Origin of the sequence: Paragemmobacter kunshanensis (genome assembly GCF_011059185.1) — a bacterium.
Classification (GTDB): Bacteria; Pseudomonadota; Alphaproteobacteria; order Rhodobacterales; family Rhodobacteraceae; genus Paragemmobacter; species Paragemmobacter kunshanensis.
The window spans coordinates 57,066-77,866 of sequence record NZ_JAALFE010000002.1; the positions used below are offsets into that span (position 1 = coordinate 57,066).

General features: G+C 64.9%; 21 protein-coding genes. 7 read left to right on the forward strand and 14 right to left on the reverse strand.

Translation table 11 applies throughout. The annotated features are described in order from the left end of the window. The first annotated feature begins 107 nt into the window (after positions 1-107). Genes G5V65_RS02655 through G5V65_RS02665 form a run of 3 tightly spaced genes read left to right on the forward strand, consistent with a single transcriptional unit; the run spans position 108 to position 2,556 of the window. On the forward strand, positions 108-848 hold the full coding sequence (locus G5V65_RS02655; protein ID WP_165046889.1) for an alpha/beta fold hydrolase: 741 nt from the start codon (positions 108-110) through the stop codon (positions 846-848). Further along, positions 848-1,828 carry an alpha/beta hydrolase gene (locus tag G5V65_RS02660; protein WP_165046890.1) on the forward strand — a complete coding sequence of 327 codons (981 nt, stop codon included), beginning with the start codon at positions 848-850 and terminating at the stop codon, positions 1,826-1,828. The genes G5V65_RS02655 and G5V65_RS02660 overlap by 1 nt, the downstream gene beginning before the upstream one ends. Continuing rightward, a complete protein-coding gene (locus G5V65_RS02665; protein WP_165046891.1) occupies positions 1,825-2,556 on the forward strand; it encodes an alpha/beta fold hydrolase in 732 nt (243 codons plus the stop codon). Before G5V65_RS02660 ends, G5V65_RS02665 begins: the two co-directional genes overlap by 4 nt. Here G5V65_RS02665 and phaZ read toward each other — a convergent pair. Then, positions 2,534-3,811, reverse strand: coding sequence for a polyhydroxyalkanoate depolymerase (phaZ, locus tag G5V65_RS02670; protein WP_165046892.1), 1,278 nt, complete (start codon positions 3,809-3,811; stop codon positions 2,534-2,536). The two genes, G5V65_RS02665 and phaZ, sit on opposite strands and share 23 nt — an antisense overlap. A 105-nt stretch (positions 3,812-3,916) precedes the next feature. On the opposite strand from phaZ, the gene phaC reads away from it, so the two are divergent. The 4 genes from phaC (at position 3,917) to G5V65_RS02690 (ending at position 7,991) form a co-directional block, all read left to right on the forward strand. Beyond that, on the forward strand, positions 3,917-5,713 hold the full coding sequence (gene phaC / locus G5V65_RS02675) for a class I poly(R)-hydroxyalkanoic acid synthase (protein ID WP_165046893.1): 1,797 nt from the start codon (positions 3,917-3,919) through the stop codon (positions 5,711-5,713). Positions 5,714-5,857: 144 nt separating this feature from the next. Beyond that, positions 5,858-6,307 (forward strand): Phasin, encoded by a 450-nt coding sequence (locus G5V65_RS02680; protein ID WP_165046894.1) that lies wholly within the window; start codon positions 5,858-5,860, stop codon positions 6,305-6,307. Positions 6,308-6,459: 152 nt separating this feature from the next. Beyond that, positions 6,460-7,026 carry a polyhydroxyalkanoate synthesis repressor PhaR gene (gene phaR / locus G5V65_RS02685; RefSeq protein ID WP_165046895.1) on the forward strand — a complete coding sequence of 189 codons (567 nt, stop codon included), beginning with the start codon at positions 6,460-6,462 and terminating at the stop codon, positions 7,024-7,026. Between the two features lie 20 nt (positions 7,027-7,046). Further along, the gene (locus G5V65_RS02690) at positions 7,047-7,991 is read left to right on the forward strand and encodes a LysR family transcriptional regulator (RefSeq protein ID WP_165046896.1); all 945 of its coding nucleotides are present in this window, start codon (positions 7,047-7,049) and stop codon (positions 7,989-7,991) included. Positions 7,992-8,109: 118 nt separating this feature from the next. Here the strand turns inward: G5V65_RS02690 and G5V65_RS02695 are convergent, their stop codons facing one another. The 13 genes from G5V65_RS02695 to G5V65_RS02755 all read right to left on the reverse strand — a co-directional run bounded on the left by G5V65_RS02695 (position 8,110) and on the right by G5V65_RS02755 (position 20,788). Beyond that, positions 8,110-9,297, reverse strand: coding sequence for a DegT/DnrJ/EryC1/StrS family aminotransferase (locus tag G5V65_RS02695; protein WP_165046897.1), 1,188 nt, complete (start codon positions 9,295-9,297; stop codon positions 8,110-8,112). A gap of 128 nt (positions 9,298-9,425) precedes the next feature. Continuing rightward, positions 9,426-10,727, reverse strand: coding sequence for an NAD(P)/FAD-dependent oxidoreductase (locus G5V65_RS02700; RefSeq protein WP_165046898.1), 1,302 nt, complete (start codon positions 10,725-10,727; stop codon positions 9,426-9,428). Positions 10,728-10,733: 6 nt separating this feature from the next. Next, positions 10,734-12,089 (reverse strand): glutamine synthetase family protein, encoded by a 1,356-nt coding sequence (locus tag G5V65_RS02705; RefSeq protein WP_165046899.1) that lies wholly within the window; start codon positions 12,087-12,089, stop codon positions 10,734-10,736. 39 nt (positions 12,090-12,128) lie between these two features. After that, entirely contained in the window at positions 12,129-12,809 is a 681-nt protein-coding gene (locus G5V65_RS02710; protein WP_165046900.1) for a type 1 glutamine amidotransferase, read from the reverse strand. A gap of 136 nt (positions 12,810-12,945) precedes the next feature. Further along, complete coding sequence (locus tag G5V65_RS02715) at positions 12,946-14,283, reverse strand: glutamine synthetase family protein (protein WP_165047214.1); 1,338 nt, start codon at positions 14,281-14,283, stop codon at positions 12,946-12,948. A gap of 148 nt (positions 14,284-14,431) precedes the next feature. Continuing rightward, entirely contained in the window at positions 14,432-15,259 is an 828-nt protein-coding gene (locus G5V65_RS02720; RefSeq protein WP_165046901.1) for an ABC transporter permease, read from the reverse strand. Positions 15,260-15,269: 10 nt separating this feature from the next. Further along, entirely contained in the window at positions 15,270-16,154 is an 885-nt protein-coding gene (locus G5V65_RS02725; protein ID WP_165046902.1) for an ABC transporter permease, read from the reverse strand. A gap of 40 nt (positions 16,155-16,194) precedes the next feature. After that, positions 16,195-16,926, reverse strand: coding sequence for a transporter substrate-binding domain-containing protein (locus G5V65_RS02730; protein WP_165046903.1), 732 nt, complete (start codon positions 16,924-16,926; stop codon positions 16,195-16,197). A 44-nt stretch (positions 16,927-16,970) separates the two neighbouring features. Further along, entirely contained in the window at positions 16,971-17,750 is a 780-nt protein-coding gene (locus G5V65_RS02735; protein ID WP_165046904.1) for an ATP-binding cassette domain-containing protein, read from the reverse strand. 103 nt (positions 17,751-17,853) lie between these two features. Continuing rightward, positions 17,854-18,621 carry a phosphate/phosphite/phosphonate ABC transporter substrate-binding protein gene (locus tag G5V65_RS02740; RefSeq protein ID WP_165046905.1) on the reverse strand — a complete coding sequence of 256 codons (768 nt, stop codon included), beginning with the start codon at positions 18,619-18,621 and terminating at the stop codon, positions 17,854-17,856. Next, the gene (locus tag G5V65_RS02745; RefSeq protein ID WP_165046906.1) at positions 18,618-19,067 is read right to left on the reverse strand and encodes a tellurite resistance TerB family protein; all 450 of its coding nucleotides are present in this window, start codon (positions 19,065-19,067) and stop codon (positions 18,618-18,620) included. Before G5V65_RS02745 ends, G5V65_RS02740 begins: the two co-directional genes overlap by 4 nt. 46 nt (positions 19,068-19,113) lie before the next feature. After that, a complete protein-coding gene (locus G5V65_RS02750) occupies positions 19,114-20,010 on the reverse strand; it encodes a PhzF family phenazine biosynthesis protein (RefSeq protein ID WP_165046907.1) in 897 nt (298 codons plus the stop codon). Beyond that, entirely contained in the window at positions 20,003-20,788 is a 786-nt protein-coding gene (locus tag G5V65_RS02755; protein WP_165046908.1) for a 23S rRNA (adenine(2030)-N(6))-methyltransferase RlmJ, read from the reverse strand. The genes G5V65_RS02750 and G5V65_RS02755 overlap by 8 nt, the downstream gene beginning before the upstream one ends. Positions 20,789-20,801 lie beyond the last annotated feature (13 nt).

The following is a 20,801-nucleotide window of genomic DNA, read 5'->3' on the forward strand; positions in this document are numbered from 1 at the left end:
ATGTGCCGCTTTCCTGCGCGGGGGCGGGGGGAATGTCAACGCCTGCCGCGCGGCTGTGGCATCCGGGCGCGGGCTTCGCTATGCCTTCTGCAAAGAAGGAGGCCGGGATGAGCGCATTTCTGACCACGCCACAGGGCCGCCGCATCGCCTATGTGCAGACTGCGGGGCAGGGCCCCGGGGTGGTGTTTCTGGGCGGGTTCATGTCTGACATGACGGGAACCAAGGCGATCCATTTGCAGGATTGGGCCGAACGGCGGGGCCGTGCCTTCCTGCGGCTGGATTATTCCGGCCATGGGCAATCTTCCGGCGCTTTCGAGGACGGCTGCATCGGCGACTGGGTCGAGGATGCGATGGCCGTGATCGAGGCGCGGACCGAAGGGCCGCAGGTTCTTGTCGGCTCATCCATGGGGGGCTGGATCGCCCTGCAGATCGCCCGCGCCTGGCCTGCCCGGGTGAAAGGGCTGGTCGGCATCGCCGCCGCGCCGGATTTCACCGAAGACAGCATGTGGGCGGGGTTCTCTGCCGCGCAGCGGCAGGCCCTCATGGAACAGGGCCGGATCGTGATCCCTTCGGACTATTCCGAAGGCGGCTACCCGATCACCCGCCGCCTGATCGAAGAGGGCCGCCAGCGCCTTGTCCTGCGCGCGCCCCTGCCGCTGCCCTTTCCGGTGCGCCTGCTTCAGGGCACGGCGGATACCGACGTGCCGCCCGCCGTGGCGTTGCGCCTGATGGACCATGCCGATTGCGCCGATCTGCGCCTGACGCTGGTCAAGGGGGCCGATCACCGCTTTTCAACGCCCGCCTGCCTTGCCATGATCGCCGCAGCGGTGGAAGAGGTGAGTGTCTGATGCGTGCATTCGGAAAAGGGCTGGGTCGGCTGCTGGCGGCCCTGCTCGTCCTGGGGCTCGGGCTCTGGTTCGGGGTGCCGCGCACGGGAATTGACCGCAGCATCGACTTTTCCGAAGCGAACATTCCCGCCGATGTCGAAGCCTGGATCACCGGGAAGGAACAGCAGTTTTCCGACATCCGCCCCGGCGATGGCAAGCGGATCCTCTGGGCCGGGGAAAAGGGGCGAAAGACGCCGCTTTCCATCGTCTATGTCCATGGCTTTTCCGGCAGCCCCGCCGAAGTCCGCCCCGTCCCGGACGAGGTGGCGCGGGCGCTTGGCGCGAACCTCTTCTTCACCCGCCTTGCCGGGCATGGCCGTGATGGCGCCGCCATGGCCGAGGCCAGCGCCGAGGACTGGCTTTTCGACATGGCCGAGGCGATGGCCATCGGGCGCCGTCTGGGGGACCGGGTCATCGTCATCGGCACCTCGACCGGGGGCACGCTTGCCGCATTGGCGGCGGGCGATCCGCAACTGAACGAAGGGCTGGCGGGAACGGTGCTGGTCTCGCCCAATTTCGGCCTGCATGCGCCCGCGCAGTGGCTGCTCGATGCGCCCTTCATCGAAAGCTGGGGGGACATGGTCGCGGGCGAGACGCGCGCCTTCACCCCGCTGAACGCCGATCACGCCCGCCACTGGACGACGGAATATCCGACCGCAGCACTCTATCCCATGGCGCGGCTGATCCGGGCCGCCCGCGCGGCCGATCACGGGCAGGCCCGAACGCCTGCATTGTTCCTTTACGCCCCCGCCGATCACGTGATCGACCCGGCCCGCATTCCCCCCGTCATCGCCGCCTGGGGCGGCCCCACCCAGGTGGAAAGGCGCGAGATGCAGGGCGATGACGATCCCTATGCCCATGTCATCGCGGGCGACATCCTGTCGCCCGGCCAGACGGAAGAGACCATCCGTATCATCACCGATTGGGCGCGCGGGCTGTGAACGAACCCCTGCTCCTGATCCCCGGGCTTCTCTGCGACGCGCGCATCTTCCTGCCGCAGATCGTGCATCTGGGCGCGCGGCAGCCGCTGCATATCGCCCTGCCCGCCAAGGGGGAAACGGTCGAACAGATGTCCGAGGCGATCCTCGCCTCGGCCCCGCCCCGCTTTGCCCTGATCGGCCACGGCCTTGGCGGTGATGTGGCGCTGGATATCCTGCGCCGCGACAATGGCCGGGTCAGCCGGGCCGTCCTGATCGCGACCGATCCGCTGGCCGAACCCCCGGCCACCGCCGCCGCGCGCGAGGCGCGCCTTGTCGCGGCAAAGGCCGGGCGGCTGAAAGAGGTGGTCCGCCAGGAATTCCCCGAAAGCGCCTTCGCCCCCAGCGAATGGCGGGCCGAAATCATGGATCTTTTGCAGGACATGGCCCTGTCCTTGGGCGAAGGCGTCTTCCTGCGCCAGACGCGCGCCCTGCAGCGCCGCCCGGATCAGCAAAAGACGCTGCGCCGGGCCAATCTGCCGCTCCTTTTCATCGCCGGGGCGCAGGACAGCATCGTTCCGCTGCGGCGGCAGGACTTTGCCGCGCAGCTTGCCCCGCATGGCAAGTTGCATGTCGTCGAAGGGGCGGGCCACCTGCCCATGCTGGAACAGCCCGAAGCCGTCAGCGCCGCGATCGCGGCCTTTCTGGACGGCCCGATGATGCTGCGCCCTACTGCGAGGAAGCCAGGCTGATCTTGGCCTTCTTCGGCTTGGGGGCGGCGGCATTCGCGTCGATGAAGTTCAGAACAAGGGGGCGGATGTTCAGACGCCAGCTTTTCCCCGCGAAGATGCCGTAATGGCCCGCGCCCGGTTCCAGATGGCTGGCCTTCTTGTCGTCCGGCAGACCGGTCAGCAGCTTCAGCGCGGCCACGCATTGGCCCGGGGCGCTGATATCGTCATTCGCGCCTTCGACCGTCTTCACCGCGATCTGGCTGATCGCGCCGATATCCACCTTCTTGCCGTTCACGCGGAATTCGTTCCGCGCGATCTCGCGGTTCTTGAAGATGCGTTCGACGGTGGAAAGGTAGAATTCCGCCGTCATGTCCATCACGGCCAGATATTCGTCATAAAAGCGGTTATGGGCATCGTGATCCGACGCCTCGCCGCGCGCCACGCGCATGATCTGTTCGGCAAAGGCCTTGGAATGGCGTTCTGCATTCATCGACATGAAGCTTTGCAGTTGCAAAAGCCCCGGATAGACCAGCCGCCCCGCACCCTTGTACTTGAACCCCACGCGCTGGATTGCGGTCTGTTCCAGCTGGCCCATGGTCACCCGGCGGCCGAAATCCGTCACCTCGGTCGCGGCGGCATCCGGGTCGATCGGCCCGCCGATCAGCGTCAGGCTGCGGGGCTGTGCATCGGGATCCTCGGCCGCCAGATAGGCGGCGGCGGCGAGTGTCAGCGGCGCGGGCTGGCAGATGGCGATCACATTCACATCCGAACCCAGCGCGCGCATGAATTCGACCAGGTAAAGCGTGTAATCCTCGACGTCGAACTTGCCCGCCGAAACGGGAATGTCGCGCGCATTGTGCCAGTCGGTGACATAGACATCCGCATCCGGCAGCAGCGAGGCGACGGTCGAACGCAGCAGCGTCGCGTAATGGCCCGACATCGGCGCCACCAGCAGGATCTTGCGCGCCATCGGGGCGCGGCGGCGCACGAAGAACTGCACCAGATTGCCGAAGGGCTTTTCCACAACGGTCTTCACATCGACCAGATGGTCGGTGCCATCCGGCCCCACGATGGACCGGATGCCCCAGTCGGGCTTTGCCACCATGCGCCCGAAGGTCCGCTCCGTCACCTCGCCCCAGGCGGCCATCAGGGGCAGCACCGGGTTCATCGACAAGGCGAAGGCCGGATAAGAGGCCATCGCCCGCGCCGTCGCACCCAGCCACTCATTCGTGTTGCGGGCGGTCTCCATCAGGTCGTAGGTGTACATGTACCGCAAGTGCGTCTCCTTGTCCGGGTGGGCCAATACCGGCATTCACAGCTTTCCCCCCCGGACCGGCGGCGATATGCTGCATAGCGGCGAGGATAGGGGGGAAATATTCGCATGACAACGGAAGAGAACGACGCAGGCGAACGGCTCGTTAGGCTTAACGAGAATCTCGCCAAGGTCGAGGAGTTGTCACAGCGCCTCGTGGCCGCGCTGGCCAGGCGCAAGCAGGTGGACAATTCCCTGCATGGCCCGGCCCCCGATGTCTACATGAAGGCCGCCGCCGCCTATCTGGCCGAGATGATGCAGAATCCGGCCAAGATACTGGAACACCAGATCAATTACTGGGGCAAAAGCCTGAAGCACTATGTCGAGGCGCAGCAGGTTCTGGCGAAGGGCGAATTGAAGGCCCCACCCGATGCCACCCCGCAGGACCGGCGCTTTGCCAATCCCCTCTGGCAGACCCATCCCTTCTTCAACTACCTCAAGCAGCAATATCTGATGAACGCCGAGGCCGTCACCGAAGCGGTGGGCGACATGGAATCGCTGGATCCGGCCGACAAGCGCCGCGTGGAATATTTCACCCGGCAGATCGTCGACATGTTCTCGCCGACCAATTTCCTGGGCACGAATCCCGATGCGCTGGAGCGCGCGGTGGAAACCGATGGCGAAAGCCTGGTGAAGGGTCTTGAAAACCTCGTCCATGACATCGAGTCGAATTCGGGCGATCTGGTGGTGACCCTTGCCAACCGCGAGGCGTTCAAGGTGGGCGAGAACCTTGCCACCTCGCCCGGCGCGGTGGTCTATCGCAACCGCATGTTCGAACTGATCCAGTACACGCCCACCACGGAAAAGGTCTATCAGACGCCGCTGCTGATCTTTCCGCCCTGGATCAACAAGTTCTACATCCTTGACATGAAACCCGCCAACAGCCTGATCAAATGGGTTGTCGAACAGGGCTTCACGGTCTTTGTCGTCAGCTGGGTCAACCCCGATCACAGCTATCGCGACATCGGCATGGATGACTATATCCGCGACGGCTATCTGCGCGCCATGGCCGAGGTGCGGCGCATCACCGGCGAAAAGCAGATCAACTGCGTGGGCTATTGCATCGCGGGAACCACGCTTTCGCTGACGCTTGCGCATCTGCAGAAGGCGGGGGATCAATCCGTCCGCTCGGCCACACTGTTCACGACGCTGACCGATTTCTCCGATCCCGGCGAGGTTGGGGTCTTCCTGAACGACGATTTCGTCGATGGCATCGAACGCCAGTCCGAACAGGACGGGATCCTGTCGCGCTTCTTCATGTCGCGCACCTTCAGCTTCCTGCGGTCGAACGACCTGATCTATCAGCCCGCCATCAAGAGCTACATGATGGGCGAGGCCCCGCCCGCCTTCGACCTGCTCTATTGGAATGGCGATGGCACGAACCTGCCCGCGAAGATGGCGGTCGAATACCTGCGTGGCCTGTGCCAGAGCGACCGCTTCGCAACCACGGGCTTTCCCGTCTTCGGCCATCCGGTCACGCTGGCCGATGTCCAGCTGCCGCTTTGCGCCATCGCCTGCGAGACCGATCACATCGCGCATTGGCGGGGCAGCTTCAACGGCGTGAAACAGATGGGATCGAAGGACAAGACCTTCATCCTGTCGGAAAGCGGCCATATCGCGGGCATCATCAACCCGCCCTCCAAGGGGAAATACGGCCATTACACCAGCGACGCGCCGCTGGAAGGCGCCCCCGAAGACTGGAAAGCCAATGCCACCTATCATCAGGGCAGCTGGTGGCCGCGCTGGGGCGAATGGCTGGCGGGCCGGTCCGGCAAGAAGATCAAGGCGCGGATCCCCGGCGATTCGGGGGCAGAGATCCTGGCCCCGGCACCGGGCACCTATGTGGTCGCCACGCCAAGTGGCTGATCCCGCGCGCAATTCCCGGTTGCGCGCGCCATTCCGCCATCGCAATGCTGCATTGCAGAAAAATACTTGAAATGCTGCGGTGCAGCATGTATATCCTGCTCATCAGGAAACGGGCCAACACCCGGAACGCCAGGAGCAAATGAAATGACCAAGACCCCCGACTTCACCAAAGTCATGCAGGACATGATGGCTTCGTTCCCGGTCGACTCGTCGGCCCTCCAGAACGCCTTCAAGACTCAGGCCGCGATGGGCGAGAAGCTGTCGAAAGTGGCCCTCGAAGCCGCCGAGAAATCGACCGAGATCACCGCCAAGTGGACGAAAGACACCATCGCCAAGCTGGGCGACGTGTCCAAGGCCAAGACCGAGCCGACCGACTACACCAAATCGGTGACGGATTTCGCTTCGGCCGCTGCCGAAATGGCCGCCGAAAACATGGCCGCCTTTGCCGAAGTGGCGAAGAAGGTCCAGATGGAAACGGTCGAGCTGATGCTGGCCGCCGGCAAGGACTTCTCGGAAGACGCGACCGCCGCCGTCAAGAAAGCCACCGCGGAAGTGACCTCGGTCGCCAAGAAGGCCGCTGCAGCCGCGAAGTAATCCGCAAGGATCGCGCGCCGTTCGTACTCCTCCCTGTCGGACAGGCGCCATTGGGCGGGCTTCATGCCCGCCCTTTCTTTTTGAAAATCCCTGTCCTAAGCTTCTCTGCGATGCAGCCAATGCAACTGCAAAAGACCAGGGGAGGGGGCCAGATGGCCGATACCGAAAAGCCGCTGCTGATCAAGCGCTATGCCAGCCGCCGCCTCTACAATACCGAGACATCGGATTACGTCACGCTCGAGGATATCGCAGGCTTCATCCGCGCCGGGCGCGAGGTGCAGATAGTCGATCTGAAATCCGGCGATGACCTGACGCGCCAATACCTGCTGCAGATCGTGGCCGAACATGAATCCAAGGGCGAGAATGTCCTGCCGATCAATGTGCTGACCGATCTCGTCCGCTCCTACACGACCGAGATGCAATCCGTGGTGCCGCAATTCCTCGCCGCGTCGTTCGAGATGCTGCGCGATGGACAGTCCAAGATGATGGAAAACCTGCAGGCCTTCCCCAATCCGATGGCCGCCATGCCCGGCTTCGATGCCATGCGCAAGCAGCAGGAAGTCTTCATGCAGGCCTTCATGGGCGGCCTTCCCGGATGGGGTGGCTCCGGTCCGGCCCCCAAGGAGGACAGCGCATCGGACAGCGCCTCCAAGGATGACGAACTGGCCCAGATCAAGAAGCAGCTGGCCGAGCTTCAGAAGAAGCTTTCCAGACTCTGACGGAGCAGGGGGCGCGGCCCATGTCGGAAAGTCAGGGTCGCGTCACGCTCTGGGGGATCGAGGTCTTCCTCGCCGCCGCCGAGGAAGGCGCGATATCGGCCGCCGCGCGCAGGCTTGGCGTCAGCCCCTCGGCGGTGAGCCAGCAGCTGGCCTCGCTCGAGGCGGCGCTGGGGGCGGCTCTTCTGGATCGCGGCGCGCGCCCGATGATGACCACGCCCGCAGGCACCATGTTCCGCCGCCACGCCCAGGTGATCCTGAACGCCGAAGCCGAGGCGCGGGCCGAGCTTGCCCTTGCGGACCTGTCCGGTCTGACCACCCTTCGCCTGGGGATGATCGAGGATCTCGATGCCGAAGTGACGCCGCAACTGCTGGCGGAACTGGCGCGCGAACTCAAGGGCTGCCGTTTCCTGCTTGAAACCGGGGCCAGCCATCATCTGCTGGAACAACTGTCGAACCGCGCGCTGGACATGGTCGTGGCCGCCGATGCGCCGCTTGATGCGCCGGAAGGCTGGCGAGAGGTGCATCCCCTGCTGGCCGAACCCTTTCTGGCCGTAGCGCCAAGGGGCGGCGATCCGGCCAGCCTTCCCTTGATCCAGTATACCACACGCCACCTGATGGGCCGTCAGATCGCGGCACATCTGGCGCGGCAGAATATCCGCGTCGGCGCGCGCTTCGAACTGGACAGCTATACGCCGATCCTCGCCATGGTCGCTGCGGGCGCAGGCTGGACGATCCTGACGCCGCTCGCCCTGCATCACGCCGCGCGGTTTCGCGATGCCGTGGACCTGCGGCCCTTGCCCTTTGAGCCGCTGGGGCGCAGCCTGTCGCTTCAGGCCCGGGCCGGGGTGCTGCGCGACATGCCGGGCGAGGTGGCTGTCCGCCTGCGCCGGCTGCTGGACCGGCAGGTCGTCCAACCGACCCGCACGCGCTGGCCCTGGCTGGGCGATACATTGCGCATGTTGTGAGGGCGAAGATTTTTCATCCGAAAAATCTTCCCACCCGAAAATTCTTCGCAGAAGAATTTTCACGACCTTCCAAAGGAAGGTCGCTCCGGAAGAATTTTCGACTGAAAATTCTTCTGCCTCAGCCCATGATCTCGCGCGCGGCTTCGGTCAGGGCGCTGGCGATATAGTCCAGCTCCGGTCCGGTCAGCCGGGCGGGAAGGCGCACGTCGCAGGCACGCATCAGCATGGCCCGCGTGCGGGGCAGGTCCGGCACGTCGCCAAGGAATTGCCAGTTCCAATAGGCGCGGGCATTTCCTTCGGACAGGCCAAAGACCTGCACGGACACACCGCGCCGTTTCGCGGCCTTCTGGAAGGCAAGTGCCTGCTCATCGCTCCAATCGCCCTTCAGGTTGAACTGGATCGAATCGGGCGCGCGGCTCTCCTGCGGCAGGGCAGGGGGCACCTCCAGCAGGCCGCAGGCGTTCAGGCGGTCCGCCACCCAGTCGTGGTTTGCCCGCCCCTGGGCCACACGCCGCGCCACTTCGGGCAGTTGCGGGCGGATCACCGCCGCCGACAGGTTCTGCATGCGCAGATTGTAGAGCGGCAGGCGGTTCTGCCAATGCGCGCAGGAATTGGACAGGCCGGGATGTTTCTTCCAGTTTTCTTCATAGGCGCCGGACATGATGATCGCGCGGGCGGCAAGCTCGGGATCATCGGTCACCATGATCCCGCCTTCGCCCGCGTTCACCAGCTTGTAGGACTGGAAGCTGAAGCATCCCACCTTGCCGATGGTGCCGATGTTGCGCCCGTTCCATGTGGTGCCAAGCGAATGGGCCGCATCCTCGATCACCGGGATGCCGCGCGCATCCGCAAGCGCCATGATCGCGTCCATGTCCGAGGTATGGCCGCGCATATGGCTGATCATCACGGCGCTTGCGTCGGCGAGTTTGGCTTCGAAATCCGCCATGTCCACGCGGTAGTTCTCGCCCACTTCCACCAGCACGGGGATGCAATCGGCATGGACGATCGACGACGGCACGGCGGCGAAGGTGAAGGCCGGGATCAGGACCCTGGCTCCGCGCGGCAGATCCAGCGCCTTGAGCGACAGGAACAGCGCCGCCGAACAGGAGGAGACGGCAAGTGCATAGCGCGACCCCAGCAATGCGGCGAATTCGCTTTCCAGCAGGGCAACGGGCGCGCCTTCGGGCGCGGTGTAGCGGAACAGGTCACCGCTGGCGAGAAGGCGGTCAATCTCGGCCCGCGCGGCCTCGGGGATTGCTTCGGCGTCATAGACATTGGGGGCGAGCGTCTGTCCGTCCGGGGCCATGCCTGCACCTTTTCTGAAACTCTTCTTCGCCTTTTCTGTAATAGGGGGGGCGTCACATTTCCAGTGACAAGTTCAAGACAGGGGTCTTTTCCCTGCGTCACGGGGCGAGAAACCGCCGAGATTCCGGGTCAGAGCCCCAGCCTGTCGCGCATGGAATACCAGGTCATGGCCAGCACCAGCATGGGCCAGCGCAGGGCCGCCCCGCCGGGAAACCGCGGCGTAGGAAGCTTCGACATCACGTCAAAGCGTTCGGCCTGCCCGGCCACGGCTTCGGCCAGGATGCGCCCCGCCAGCGTGGCCAGCGCCACGCCGTGCCCCGAATAGCCCGAGGCCGACAGCACATTGGGCGCCACGCGCAGGAAACAGGGGTTGCGCGTCATGGTGATGGCCAGCGTGCCGCCCCAGGCATGATCGATCTTCACGTCGCGCAGGCCGGGATAGATTTCCAGCATCGGCTTGCGCACCGTCTTCACGATATCGGGGAAGCGATAGCCATAGCTTTCGCCGCCCCCGAAAAGCAGGCGGTTGTCCTCCGACAGGCGCCAATAGTTCACGACGAATTTCGTGTCTGCCACGGCGACGGGTTCGGCCAGAACCTCGCGCGCGCGGTCCCCCAAGGGTTCGGTCGCCACGATGAAGTTGTTGATCGGCATGACGCGGGCGGCCACCTGCGGTTCCAGCGATCCCATATAGCCGTTGCAGGCAAGGATCAGGTGGTCGCAGGTCACTTGGCCTTGCGCCGTCGCCACCACGGGCTGTGCGCCGTGGGTGATCTTCGTCACCTCGGACCGTTCATGGATCACCGCCCCCGCCCCCTGCGCCGCGCGGGCAAGGCCGATGGCGTAGTTCAACGGATGCACATGCCCCGCGCCTCGGTCCAACTCCCCCCCGGCAAAGACGCCCGAGGGAATGAGGCGGGCGATCTGGTCCTTCGACAGCGCCTCAAGCTGATCATAGCCATAGTCGCGGCGGAGTTTGTCGGCATAGGCGGCGGCGTGCTTTACCTCACCCGCCGACCAGCAGGCATGGGCAATGCCGGGGTAAAAGCGCACGGGCATGTCATGCTGCGCGATCAGACCGCGCACCATGTCCTTCGCCTCTTGCGCCAATCCCCACAGCTTGCGCGCGTCGTCCAGACCGACCGCTGCTTCCAGCGCGTCCTGATCCAGCCGCTGCCCGCTGCCCACTTGCCCGCCATTGCGGCCCGATGCGCCGAAGCCCACGCGATGCGCCTCAAGCACGATGACCTTCAGCCCGCGTTCTGCCAGATGCAGTGCGGCAGACAGGCCGGTATAGCCAGCCCCGACGATGCAGACATCGGCCCGCACCGCCCCCTGAAGCGGGGGCAGGGCGGGGAAGTCCGCGCGTGTGGCGGCGTACCAGGACGGGGGATATTCCCCCGCCCGGTCATTTGCGTGCAGCAGGTTCATGGGCCGTCACACGTTCAGCAGAAGATGCTCGCGCTCCCACGGGCTGATGACCTGAAGGAACTCCTTGTATTCGTTCCGCTTCACAGAGTCATAGACATTGCAGAACTCCACACCCAGCACCTCGCGCAGCGCGCCATCCTCTTCCAGCAGGTCAAGCGCGTCACCCAGATTGTAGGGCAGGTCCGTCTCCATGTTATAGGCATCCTCGGTGCATTCCGCGCGCGGCATCTTGCCCGCCTTCAGGCCGAGATAGCCACAGGCAAGGCTGGCCGCGATGCCCAGATAGGGGTTGCAATCCATGCCCGCCAGACGGTTTTCCAGCCGCCGCGCCTCGGGCCCGGAGATCGGCACGCGAAGGCCCGTGGTGCGGTTGTCGCGGCCCCATTCCAGATTGATGGGCGCGGCAAAGTCGGGGACATAGCGGCGATAGCTGTTGACGTAGGGCGCCAGCAGCGCCACGGCTGCGGGCAGATGGGTCTGCATGCCGGCGATGAAATGCAGGAACTCTGCGGTCTCGCCGCCCTTCCTGTCGGAAAAGATGTTCTTGCCCGTCTTCATGTCCACCACCGAATGGTGGATATGCATGGCGCTGCCGGGTTCGCCCTCGATGGGCTTGGCCATGAAGGTGGCGAAACAGTCATGCCGCAGCGCCGCCTCGCGGATCAGCCGCTTGAAGAAGAAGATCTCGTCGGCCAGCGCCACGGGGTCGCCATGGGCGAGGTTGATCTCGATCTGCCCGGCCCCACCTTCCTGCAGGATGCCGTCGATCTCGAATCCCTGCGCCTCGGCGAAATCGTAGATGTCGTCGATGACCTTGCCGTATTCGTCAACGGCACTCATCGAATAGGCCTGCTTGCCCGCCGCCCGGCGGCCGGACCGGCCCATCGGCGGGATGATCGGCATGTTCGGGTCGATATTGCGCGCGACAAGGAAGAATTCCATCTCGGGCGCGACGATGGGGTTCCAGCCTTCGGCGTTGTAAAGCTGCACGATCCGCTTCAGCACATTGCGGGGTGCGGTGGGCACGGGGTTTCCGGCCTGATCCTGCGCATCATGGATCACCTGCAGCGTGACATCCGCCGTCCAGGGCGCGGCGGTTGCCGTGCTGAAATCGGGGACAAGGATCATGTCGGGTTCGGTGAAGGCCCCGGTCGGGTTGTCGGCCCATTCCCCCGTGATCGTCTGCAGGAAGATGGAATTGGGCAGGAAATAGCTGGCCTGCTTGGCGAATTTCGAGGCGGGCATCGCCTTGCCCCGCGCCACGCCGGCGATGTCGGCGATGATGCATTCCACCTCGTCCACGCGGCGGCCTGCGATGAAATCGCGGGCTGCCTCGGGCAGTTTCTCGGTCCATTTGGACATGTTTAGCTCATGTTTTTGCGGTTGCCCGCGCGCCCCTTCTCAGGCACGCGGTTCCTTGAAGAAGGCGGCAATACGGCCCGCCATGGTCTTGTCCTGAATGGGCAGGTCCAGCTTGGCGGCGGCTTCGGCCATCACCTCGTCGGGAACCAGCCCCTTGCCCCGCGTCCGCATCAACCCATCGACGAATTCGGGGCGGAATTCGGGATGGGCCTGCACCGTCAAGGCGCGGTCGTCGTAAAGCAACGCCGCATTGGTGCAGAAGTCGTTGGTGGCGATCACCTTCGCGCCGGGCGGCGCCGTCACCACCTGGTCGCGATGCCAGGCGTTCAGGCGCAGCGTTTCGCCGCCGAAATCATATTCGGTCGCGCCCACGGCCCAGCCGCCGTCAAAGCGTTCGACCTTGCCACCCATGGCCTGCGCCACGATCTGATGGCCAAAGCAGATCCCCACCACAGGCACCCGCGCGGCAAAGGCATCGCGGATGAACTGCTCCAGTGGCGGGATCCAGGGGTGATCCTCATAGACGCCATGGCGCGATCCGGTGATCAGCCAGCCATCCGCCTCGGCCACCGAGGCGGGCAGCTCTCCCTCGACCACCTTCCAGGTGCGGAAGGTGAAACCATGCCCGTCCAGCAGGCGGGCAAACATGTCGGGATAATCCCCCATTTCGGGGGCAAGCGCCTCGGGGGCGAGGCCGGTCTGAAGGATGCCGATCCGCATGTTTCGCCTTTTTGTCCCTCACAAAGGTAGTGTCATGGCCCCGCCTTCGGCAAGGGGCCTGATTTTTCGCAGAAAAATCGTTGGCCCCTGCCATGCGCCCAACGAATTTTCTGCGAAAATTCAGGGCGCACGCCGTTCAGACAGTATCGAGGTAGAGTTCGACCCTCTCGCTTTCGCTCAACTCGCCGATGTAATGCAGTTCCTGCCGCTTGGTCTGGATCAGGTTCTTGATCAGTTCGGGATGGATGAAGCGCGGCACGATGGTGCTGCGTTCCAGCGCCTCGATCGCGCCTTCCCAGCTGTCGGGGATCTGGGCCAGCCCCTCCAGCGCATAGGCATTGCCGGTGATCGGCGCAGGCGGTTCCATCGCCTGGGTGATCCCGTCCAGCGCCGCGCCAAGGATGGCGGCCAGCATCAGATAGGGGTTCACATCGCCCCCCGCCACACGATGCTCGATCCGGCGGGCCGAAGGGTTCCCCGCCGGGATCCGGATCGCGCCGGTGCGGTTCTCGTATCCCCAGCAGATCGCCGTGGGCGCATGCTTGCCCGGCACCAGCCGTTCATAGCTGTTCTGATGCGGGGCAAAGATCAGCGTCGAGTCATGCATCGCGTTCAGGCAGCCCGCCACGGCAGAGCGCAGCGTCGCCGTGCCCTTGGGGCCGCCCGAGTCGAACACGTTCTTTCCGTCTTCATCGATCAGGCTGAAATGCGTGTGCAGGCCGGACCCGGAATATTCCGGATAGGGTTTTGCCATGAAGCTTGCCGCGAACCCGTGCCGCCGTGCCAGACCCTTCACCAGCATCTTGAACAGCCAGGCATCATCCGCCGCGCGCAGCGGATCGTCGCAATGCATCAGGTTCACTTCGAACTGGCCAAGGCCGGTTTCCGACGTGGTCGTGTCGGCGGGAATGTCCATCGCCTCGCAGGCATCATAAAGGTCGGTGAAAAAGCTGTCGAAGGCATCCAGCGCCCGGATCGACAGCGTCTCCGCAGCCTTGCGCCGCTTGCCCGAGCGGGGGCTGGGCGGCACCTGCAGCGTCTTGCCGCTGTCGTCGATCAGGAAGAATTCCAGCTCCATCGCCACAACGGGCGTCAGGCCGCGCTCCTTGAACTTTTCCACCACCGCGCGCAGGGCGTGGCGGGGGTCGCCCTCATAGGGCAGGCCATTCTCGCGGAACATCCAGATCGGCAAAAGCGCCGTCGGCGCCTCCAGCCAGGGCATCGGCATGAAGCCGCGCTCGGTCGGACGCAGGACGCCGTCCTGATCGCCCTGTTCAAAGACAAGCGGGCTGTCGTCGATATCCTCGCCCCAGATATCGAGGTTCAGGACAGAGAACGGGAACCGCGTCCCGTTCTTCACCACATTCTCCGCAAATCGCGCCGGAACGCGCTTGCCGCGCGCCTGACCGTTCAGGTCGACGGCGGCCACGCGGATCGTCCGCACGGCCGGATGCTTTCTCAGCCAATCCTTCATCATCACTCTTCAGGCGGGGGGGCGTTCAGCCCGGCCCCGATCCTTCCCCTGTGTTTCGATCCCCTTCCAGCCAGGCCCCATGCCCGACGCCGCATCTTCGGCGGACCCGGGCGAACACTGCCCGAGGAATTTGATCAAATCCACGCTACTATCGGATCACCTGCAGACGCAAGCGGATTCTGCCGCGCAGGTTTGATGGCAGATGGCGGTTCAGGCGGCGGTTGATCAGGCCGAAGACCCAGATCAGGAGAAGCGTCAGGCAGATGAAGTAGAAGCCCACGATGGGGTAGGGGATGAAGGGGTTGAAGGTCTTGTCGGCGAAGAAATTCGCGTAGTAAAGCGCGTCCCCCTTCTGCTGGAACGCGGGAAAGCCCGAAAAGAAGACCAGCGTCGTGGCATGGAACAGGAAGATCGCCTCGTTCGTATAGGCAGGCCAGCCAAGGCGCAGCATGGTGGGCCACAGGATGCGCCGGAACCGCGGCCATCCGGTGATCCCATAGGCATCCGCCGCCTCGACATCGCCCTTCGGAACCGATTTCAGCGCGCCGTGGAAGATCTCGGCCGAATAGGCCGCCGTATTGAGGAACAGCACGAACAGCGCCCCCGCCCAGGCGCGCGTCGTCCAGGCCGTCTCGATGGTGATGCCAAGGACGTTGATCCCCGCCTTGGGCAGAAGCACCAGCAGCTCATAGGCCAGAAAGAACTGGATGAAGAGCGGCGATCCCCGGAAGACGAAGATGAACCACTCCGCCGGCTTGCGCAGCCAGGGGTTTTGCGCGGCCTTGGCCAGGGCCAGCGCATTGGCCAGGACAAAGCCGAAGGCCAGGGCCAGCACGCCGAAATAGATGTTCCAGATCAGCCCCGATCCGATCAGCGTGAAATGCTGGCACAGCGTATAGTCGGAACGCGGCAGCAACCGCTCGCCGATCCCGATGGAGCGCAGGCCATAGGCCTGGATGGTCTCGAGGCAGGTCATCGGTTCCATCCTATGCCCCCGCCTTGCGCAATTGCTCGCCGCCCAGCGTGGCCTGCCCATGCGACAGGCGCTGCGTCAGGCCTGCCAGCACCACTTCGGACAGGCGGGTGAAGGCCAGATAGAAAACCAGCAGCCCCAGGAAATAGAACACCCGCCAGTCGCCATGCGGATAGGGGTTGTTGCCCGATGTCTTGGCACTGCCCAATTCGCGCGCCCAATAGACGATGTCCTGTATCCCCAGCAGGAACAGCAAAGGCGTCGCCTTGATCAGGATCAGCCACAGGTTCGACAGGCCCGGCAGGGCATAGACCCACATCTGCGGCACCAGAACGCGGCGGAAGACCTGGCGTGGCGTCATGCCATAGGCTTCCGCCGTTTCAAGCTGTGCGCGCGGCACGGCCTGCATCGCGCCATAAAGGACATTGGCCGCAAAGGCCCCGAAGACCAGTGCAAAGGTAAAGACGGCCAGCGCAAAGGCATAGGCCGAATGCCAGATCGCGGCCGAGCTGGCCAAGGGCACCTTGGCCGCCGCGCAGACGTTGAATTCCGTGCCGTTCCAGACCGGCTGGCCCAGATCATCGCAGACGAACAGATGCTTGGCCCATTCGATCCCCTGATCCAGCGCGATCACGAAGAACAGGAAATAGACGATATCCGGCACGCCCCGCACGGCGGCGATATATCCCCGCCCGATCAGCGACACCGGCAGAAAGGGCGACCGCGCCGCCATCGCACCGCCGAACCCGAAGGCCAGCGCCACGGGCGCGGTCACCGCCAGCAACATCAGGACCGTGGCGAATGACCAATAGAACCTGAAATGCGTCCCTGTGGTCAGGTAGCAGCTCAGCCAGCTCAGGCCGGACAATTGGCTGGGATCGGCGCAATATTCGAACATGGGAAAGGGCGGGGCGGCCCGGGGGCCGCCCCTTTCCGGATCAGAAGGTCACGGCTTCGGGGCCGAACCACTTGGTGATCATGGCGTTCAGGCTGCCATCATCCTTCATCGACTGGATCGCCGCGTTCATCTTTTCCTTCAGCTCGGTATCGGTTTCCCGCAGGCCGATGCCCACACCGCCGCCCAGCTGCACTTCATTGGCCAGCAGCACCAGTTCGCCATTCGAATCCGCGGCGATCGGGGCCAGATAGTCCTTGTCGGCGAAGACGGCATCCGCTTCGCCGTTCTTCACGGCGGCCACGGTTTCATCCGGCGTCGCGAATTCCAGCAGCGTCGCGCCCGATTCCGCCACATAGCCTGCCTGGATCGTGCCGGTCTGGGCCGCCACCACCGCGCCTTCGCCGGTATTGGCCTCGGCCGTCAGCGCCAGATAGGCCGAAGAGGCCGGGGGAATGTAGTTCTGCGAAAAGTCGATGACCTCTTCCCGCTCATCGGTGATCGACATGCCGGCCATGATCATGTCGTAGTTGCCCGATTGCAGGTTCGGGATGATCGAATCCCATGCGTTCTGCACGAATTCGCAGTTCAGCGAGGCACGCTTGCACAGTTCATTGCCAAGCTCGATCTCGTAGCCCGTCAGTTCGCCGGTGGCCTGGTCGATATAGTTGTAGGGCTCATAGGCGCCCTCGGTGCCGATCCGCACCACGTCCTGCGCCAGCGCGGCGCCCGCAGTCAGCGCCATCAGCGCGGTGGCAAGCATCATCTTTTTCATCGGTATCTCCCTCGGGTTGATGCAATCTTGTTCTTGTCCGGCGCTCAGGCCGTGGCGGAAAGGAACCCGCGCAGACGTTCGGTCTGCGGGTTTCCGAAAAGCCGGTCGGGCGGACCCTCTTCCTCGATCCTGCCCTGATGCAGGAAGATGACATGGTCCGACACATCGGCCGCAAGCCGCATGTCATGCGTGACAAGGATCATCGTGCGCCCCTCATCGGCCAGCGCCTTGATGACCTTCACCACTTCCTGCTCCAGTTCCGGGTCCAGCGCGCTGGTCGGCTCATCGAACAAAAGCGCGCGCGGCTCCATGCACAGCGCCCGCGCAATCGCGGCACGCTGCTGCTGCCCGCCCGAAAGCTGCGCGGGCCAGGCATCGCATTTCTCGACGATCCCCACCTTGGCCAGATAGGCGCGGGCCTTTTCCTCCACCTCTTTCGGATCGCGACGCAGCACCGTCACCGGGGCCTCCATCACGTTCTGCAGGATGGTCATGTGCGACCACAGGTTGAACTGCTGGAACACCATCGAAAGATTCGTGCGCATCCGCATCACCTGCGCCTTGTCGGCGGGGTGGCGGTTGTGGCCCGTCCCCTTCCAGCGCACGGCCTCGCCCTCGAACTCGATCTCGCCGTCCTGGCTTTCCTCCAGCATGTTGCAGCAGCGCAGCAGGGTGGATTTCCCCGAACCCGAAGACCCGATGAGCGAGACGACATGCCCGCGCGGCGCGACCAGATCCACCCCCTTCAGCACTTCAAGCTGGCCATAGCTCTTGTGCAGGTTGCGGATGCGGATGACAGGCGTATCGGGGCTGGGATTGGTCACGTGGCTCGTCGCACTGTTGAACTTGGTTGCCGAGTAAGGCGCATCATCCGGGGCAATGCAACGTCCTTTCGGTATAGGTCCCCCCGGATCGCCGCCGATTTGATCAGTTCGCCTTTCCGATCTGCTCAGGCGTGGGCGGAATGGGAACGGCCAGATAATCGGCCGCCGGGATCGTGACCAGGCCGCGCAGGCGCAGCGCCGCGCGATCCGCCGCCGACAGCCGCTCGATGGCCGTGGCGATGGCGTCGTGGATCGCCCCGGCATCGCGGCCCCGGGCGGTGATATAGGGCAGGGCCGGGGTGGGATCGGTCGCCCCGACCACTTTCACGCCCGAGACATCCTCGAATTCCGAAATCAGCGCCCAGGTCAGCGCGTCGATAGCGGCAAGGTCGGCCCGCCCTTCCGCCACCGCCTGAAACGAGGCGCGATGCGATCCGGTCTCCGGCCCCGGCAGAAGGCGGATGCCCTTTGCTGCCGCATGGTTGATCGGCGCCGCCCAGCCCGATTGCGACATCCCGTCGTTATAGGCGAGCCGCGCCCCGTCAAAACCCGCCAGATCTGCGCGCGGATCGTCAGCCCGCGCGATCAGGACGGATCGGTAATATCCCGGCGGGCAGCCCGCATTCCCGAAATCCGGCGTGCCCACCAGTTCCACCCGCCCATGTAGCCGAGCCCGATAGGGAAAACCGCAGGTCTGCGACAGGATCAGATCCGGATCCTCCCATTGCGGCATCAAGACCGCATCGCCCCGCCGCAACCCTTCGGGCGCCTCCAGGCCGCGCGCCGCCAGTTCGGCGCGGATCAGCGCCCAATAGCGATCCGTCGCGGCCCGCAATTCCGGGCGGTCATACATCGGCAAGGACGCGATCATCCCCGCGCGGCCCCGCGTTCGGCCCGCTGCCGCGCCAGCCCCGATTCCACATCCGTCAAGCCAAGCAGCGAGGCGACCATGCGCAGCAACCGGTCCTCTTCGGCATCGCGCACCCCATCGGCCAGCGCCACGCGCCACAGCGCCTCCATCAGCGCGGCCCGGTCTTCCAGAGCGGTGGCCGATTTCAGCGCGCGGGTGAAGCGCACCGTATCGGGGGCCACGGATTCAAGCTCTTCGGCCTCGGCCCGCAGCCTTGCCACCTCAAAGGGGCCAAGGCCGTGGCGGGCCATCAGGATGCGGTCGATCCGTTCCACCTCTTCGGCGGAATAAAGGCCATCTGTCTTTGCCACCCGCACCAGCAGCGCCGCGAGCGCCAGGCGCGCATCGGGTTCAGTCAGGCGGGCGGGTTCGGGGGCGCTCAGCGCGCGCAGGATCGCTTGCAACATGGTCAGGACATTATCATTCGCCGCGCCTGCGGCAAGACATGGCGCTTCACGCTTCGGGGATGGCGATGCGCCCGTCCGACAGGGGCACTGCCGCGCCGCGGATGCGGACGGCGCGGATCGCGCCTGCCGCCACCTCCACCGTCATCCACAGGTCCGAGGCGCGCCCCATCTCCACCCCCTGCCGCAGATGGAACCGCGTCTCGCCGTCCCGCAGCGCCCCGCTGGCCATAAGCTGCGCCGCAAGGATCGCCGTGGCGGAGCCGGTCGCCGGATCCTCCGGTATCCCCGCCGTGGGCGAAAACATCCGCGCCCGGAAATCGCAATCCGCGCCGGGGGTATAGAGATAGGCGCTGTCCACCCCCGCCGCCGCCATCACCGCATCCCAATGCGGCTGCATCGGCCCTGCCCGTGCCAGCACGTCCAGCGATGCCACCGGCACATAAAGGAACCTCGGCCCACCCTGCCAGATGCCGGGGCGATGCGCGCCAAAGCCGATCTCCCCCGCCGCCAGCCCCAGCGCATCGGCCAGCGCCCCATGCACCCGCCCCTCCGTCCCGTGCGGGATCACGGGCGCGGTGAACTCCGCTTCCGTCACGCCGCCGCGCCGCCAGACGGTGACAGGCACCAGCCCCGCCTCCTCCTCCAGCACCAGATGCGCCTCGAAATCCCCCGGTCCCGCATCCATCCCGGCCAGCAGCACCGCGCAGCCGATGGTGGGATGCCCCGCGAAGGGAATCTCCGCCGTCGGAAAGAAGATGCGCACCCGCGCCCGATGCGCCGCATTGCGCGGGGCCATCACGAAGATCGTCTCCGACAGGTTGAACTCCCGCGCGATGGTCTGCATCTGCGCCGTGGTCAACCCATCCGCCCCCAGCACCACCGCCAGCGGATTGCCCGTGAAGGGGCGCGCGGTGAAGACGTCCAGCGTGCGGAATTCAAGCATCGCCCAACCCCCCGAACAGCGCATCCAGCCGCGCGCATTCCGCCTCAACCCCATAGGGCGGATTCAGCATCCACATTCCCGATCCAACCATGCGATGCCCCTCCCGCGCAGGCGGGAAACGCACTTCATGCCGCAGCGCCCCGGGATGCGCCGCCATCAGGGCGCGCAGCATCCCCTCATGCAGGCCATCCGTCAGGATCGGATACCACAGCGCGATGATCCCCACATTCCACTTCCGCGCCACCTGGCCGATGACCTTCGGGATCGTCTGATACTCCGCCTTCACCTCATAGGAGGGGTCGATCAGCAGCATCCCCCGGCGCGGGGTGGGCGGCGTGATCGCCAGCGCCATCTCGAACCCGTCGCGCTTTTGCACATGCGCCCCCCAGGGGGCCAGCAGCGCCGCCAGCGCCGCATGTTCCTGCGGATGCAACTCCGCCAGATGCATCACATCGCCCTCGCGCAGCCCCATCGCCGCCAGCAAGGGCGATCCCGGATAGGCCCGCGGCCCATGCATCGCCCGAACCCCCGCCAGCGAACGCCGGTAGGGATGATCGGCGGGAAACCCCGCCTCCAGCCGCGCGATGCCCTGCGCCGCCTCGCCCGTCTTTTCCGCCTCGGCCCCGCCAAGGTCGTAAAGCCCGCGCCCGGAATGGGTTTCGATATAGCTGAGCGGCTTGTCCTTCTGCGTCAGATAGTCCAGCACCCATGCCAGAAGCGCGTGCTTCTGCACATCGGCCAGGTTTCCCGCGTGATAGCTGTGCTGATAGGAAAGCATTCCCCCGCCTAAC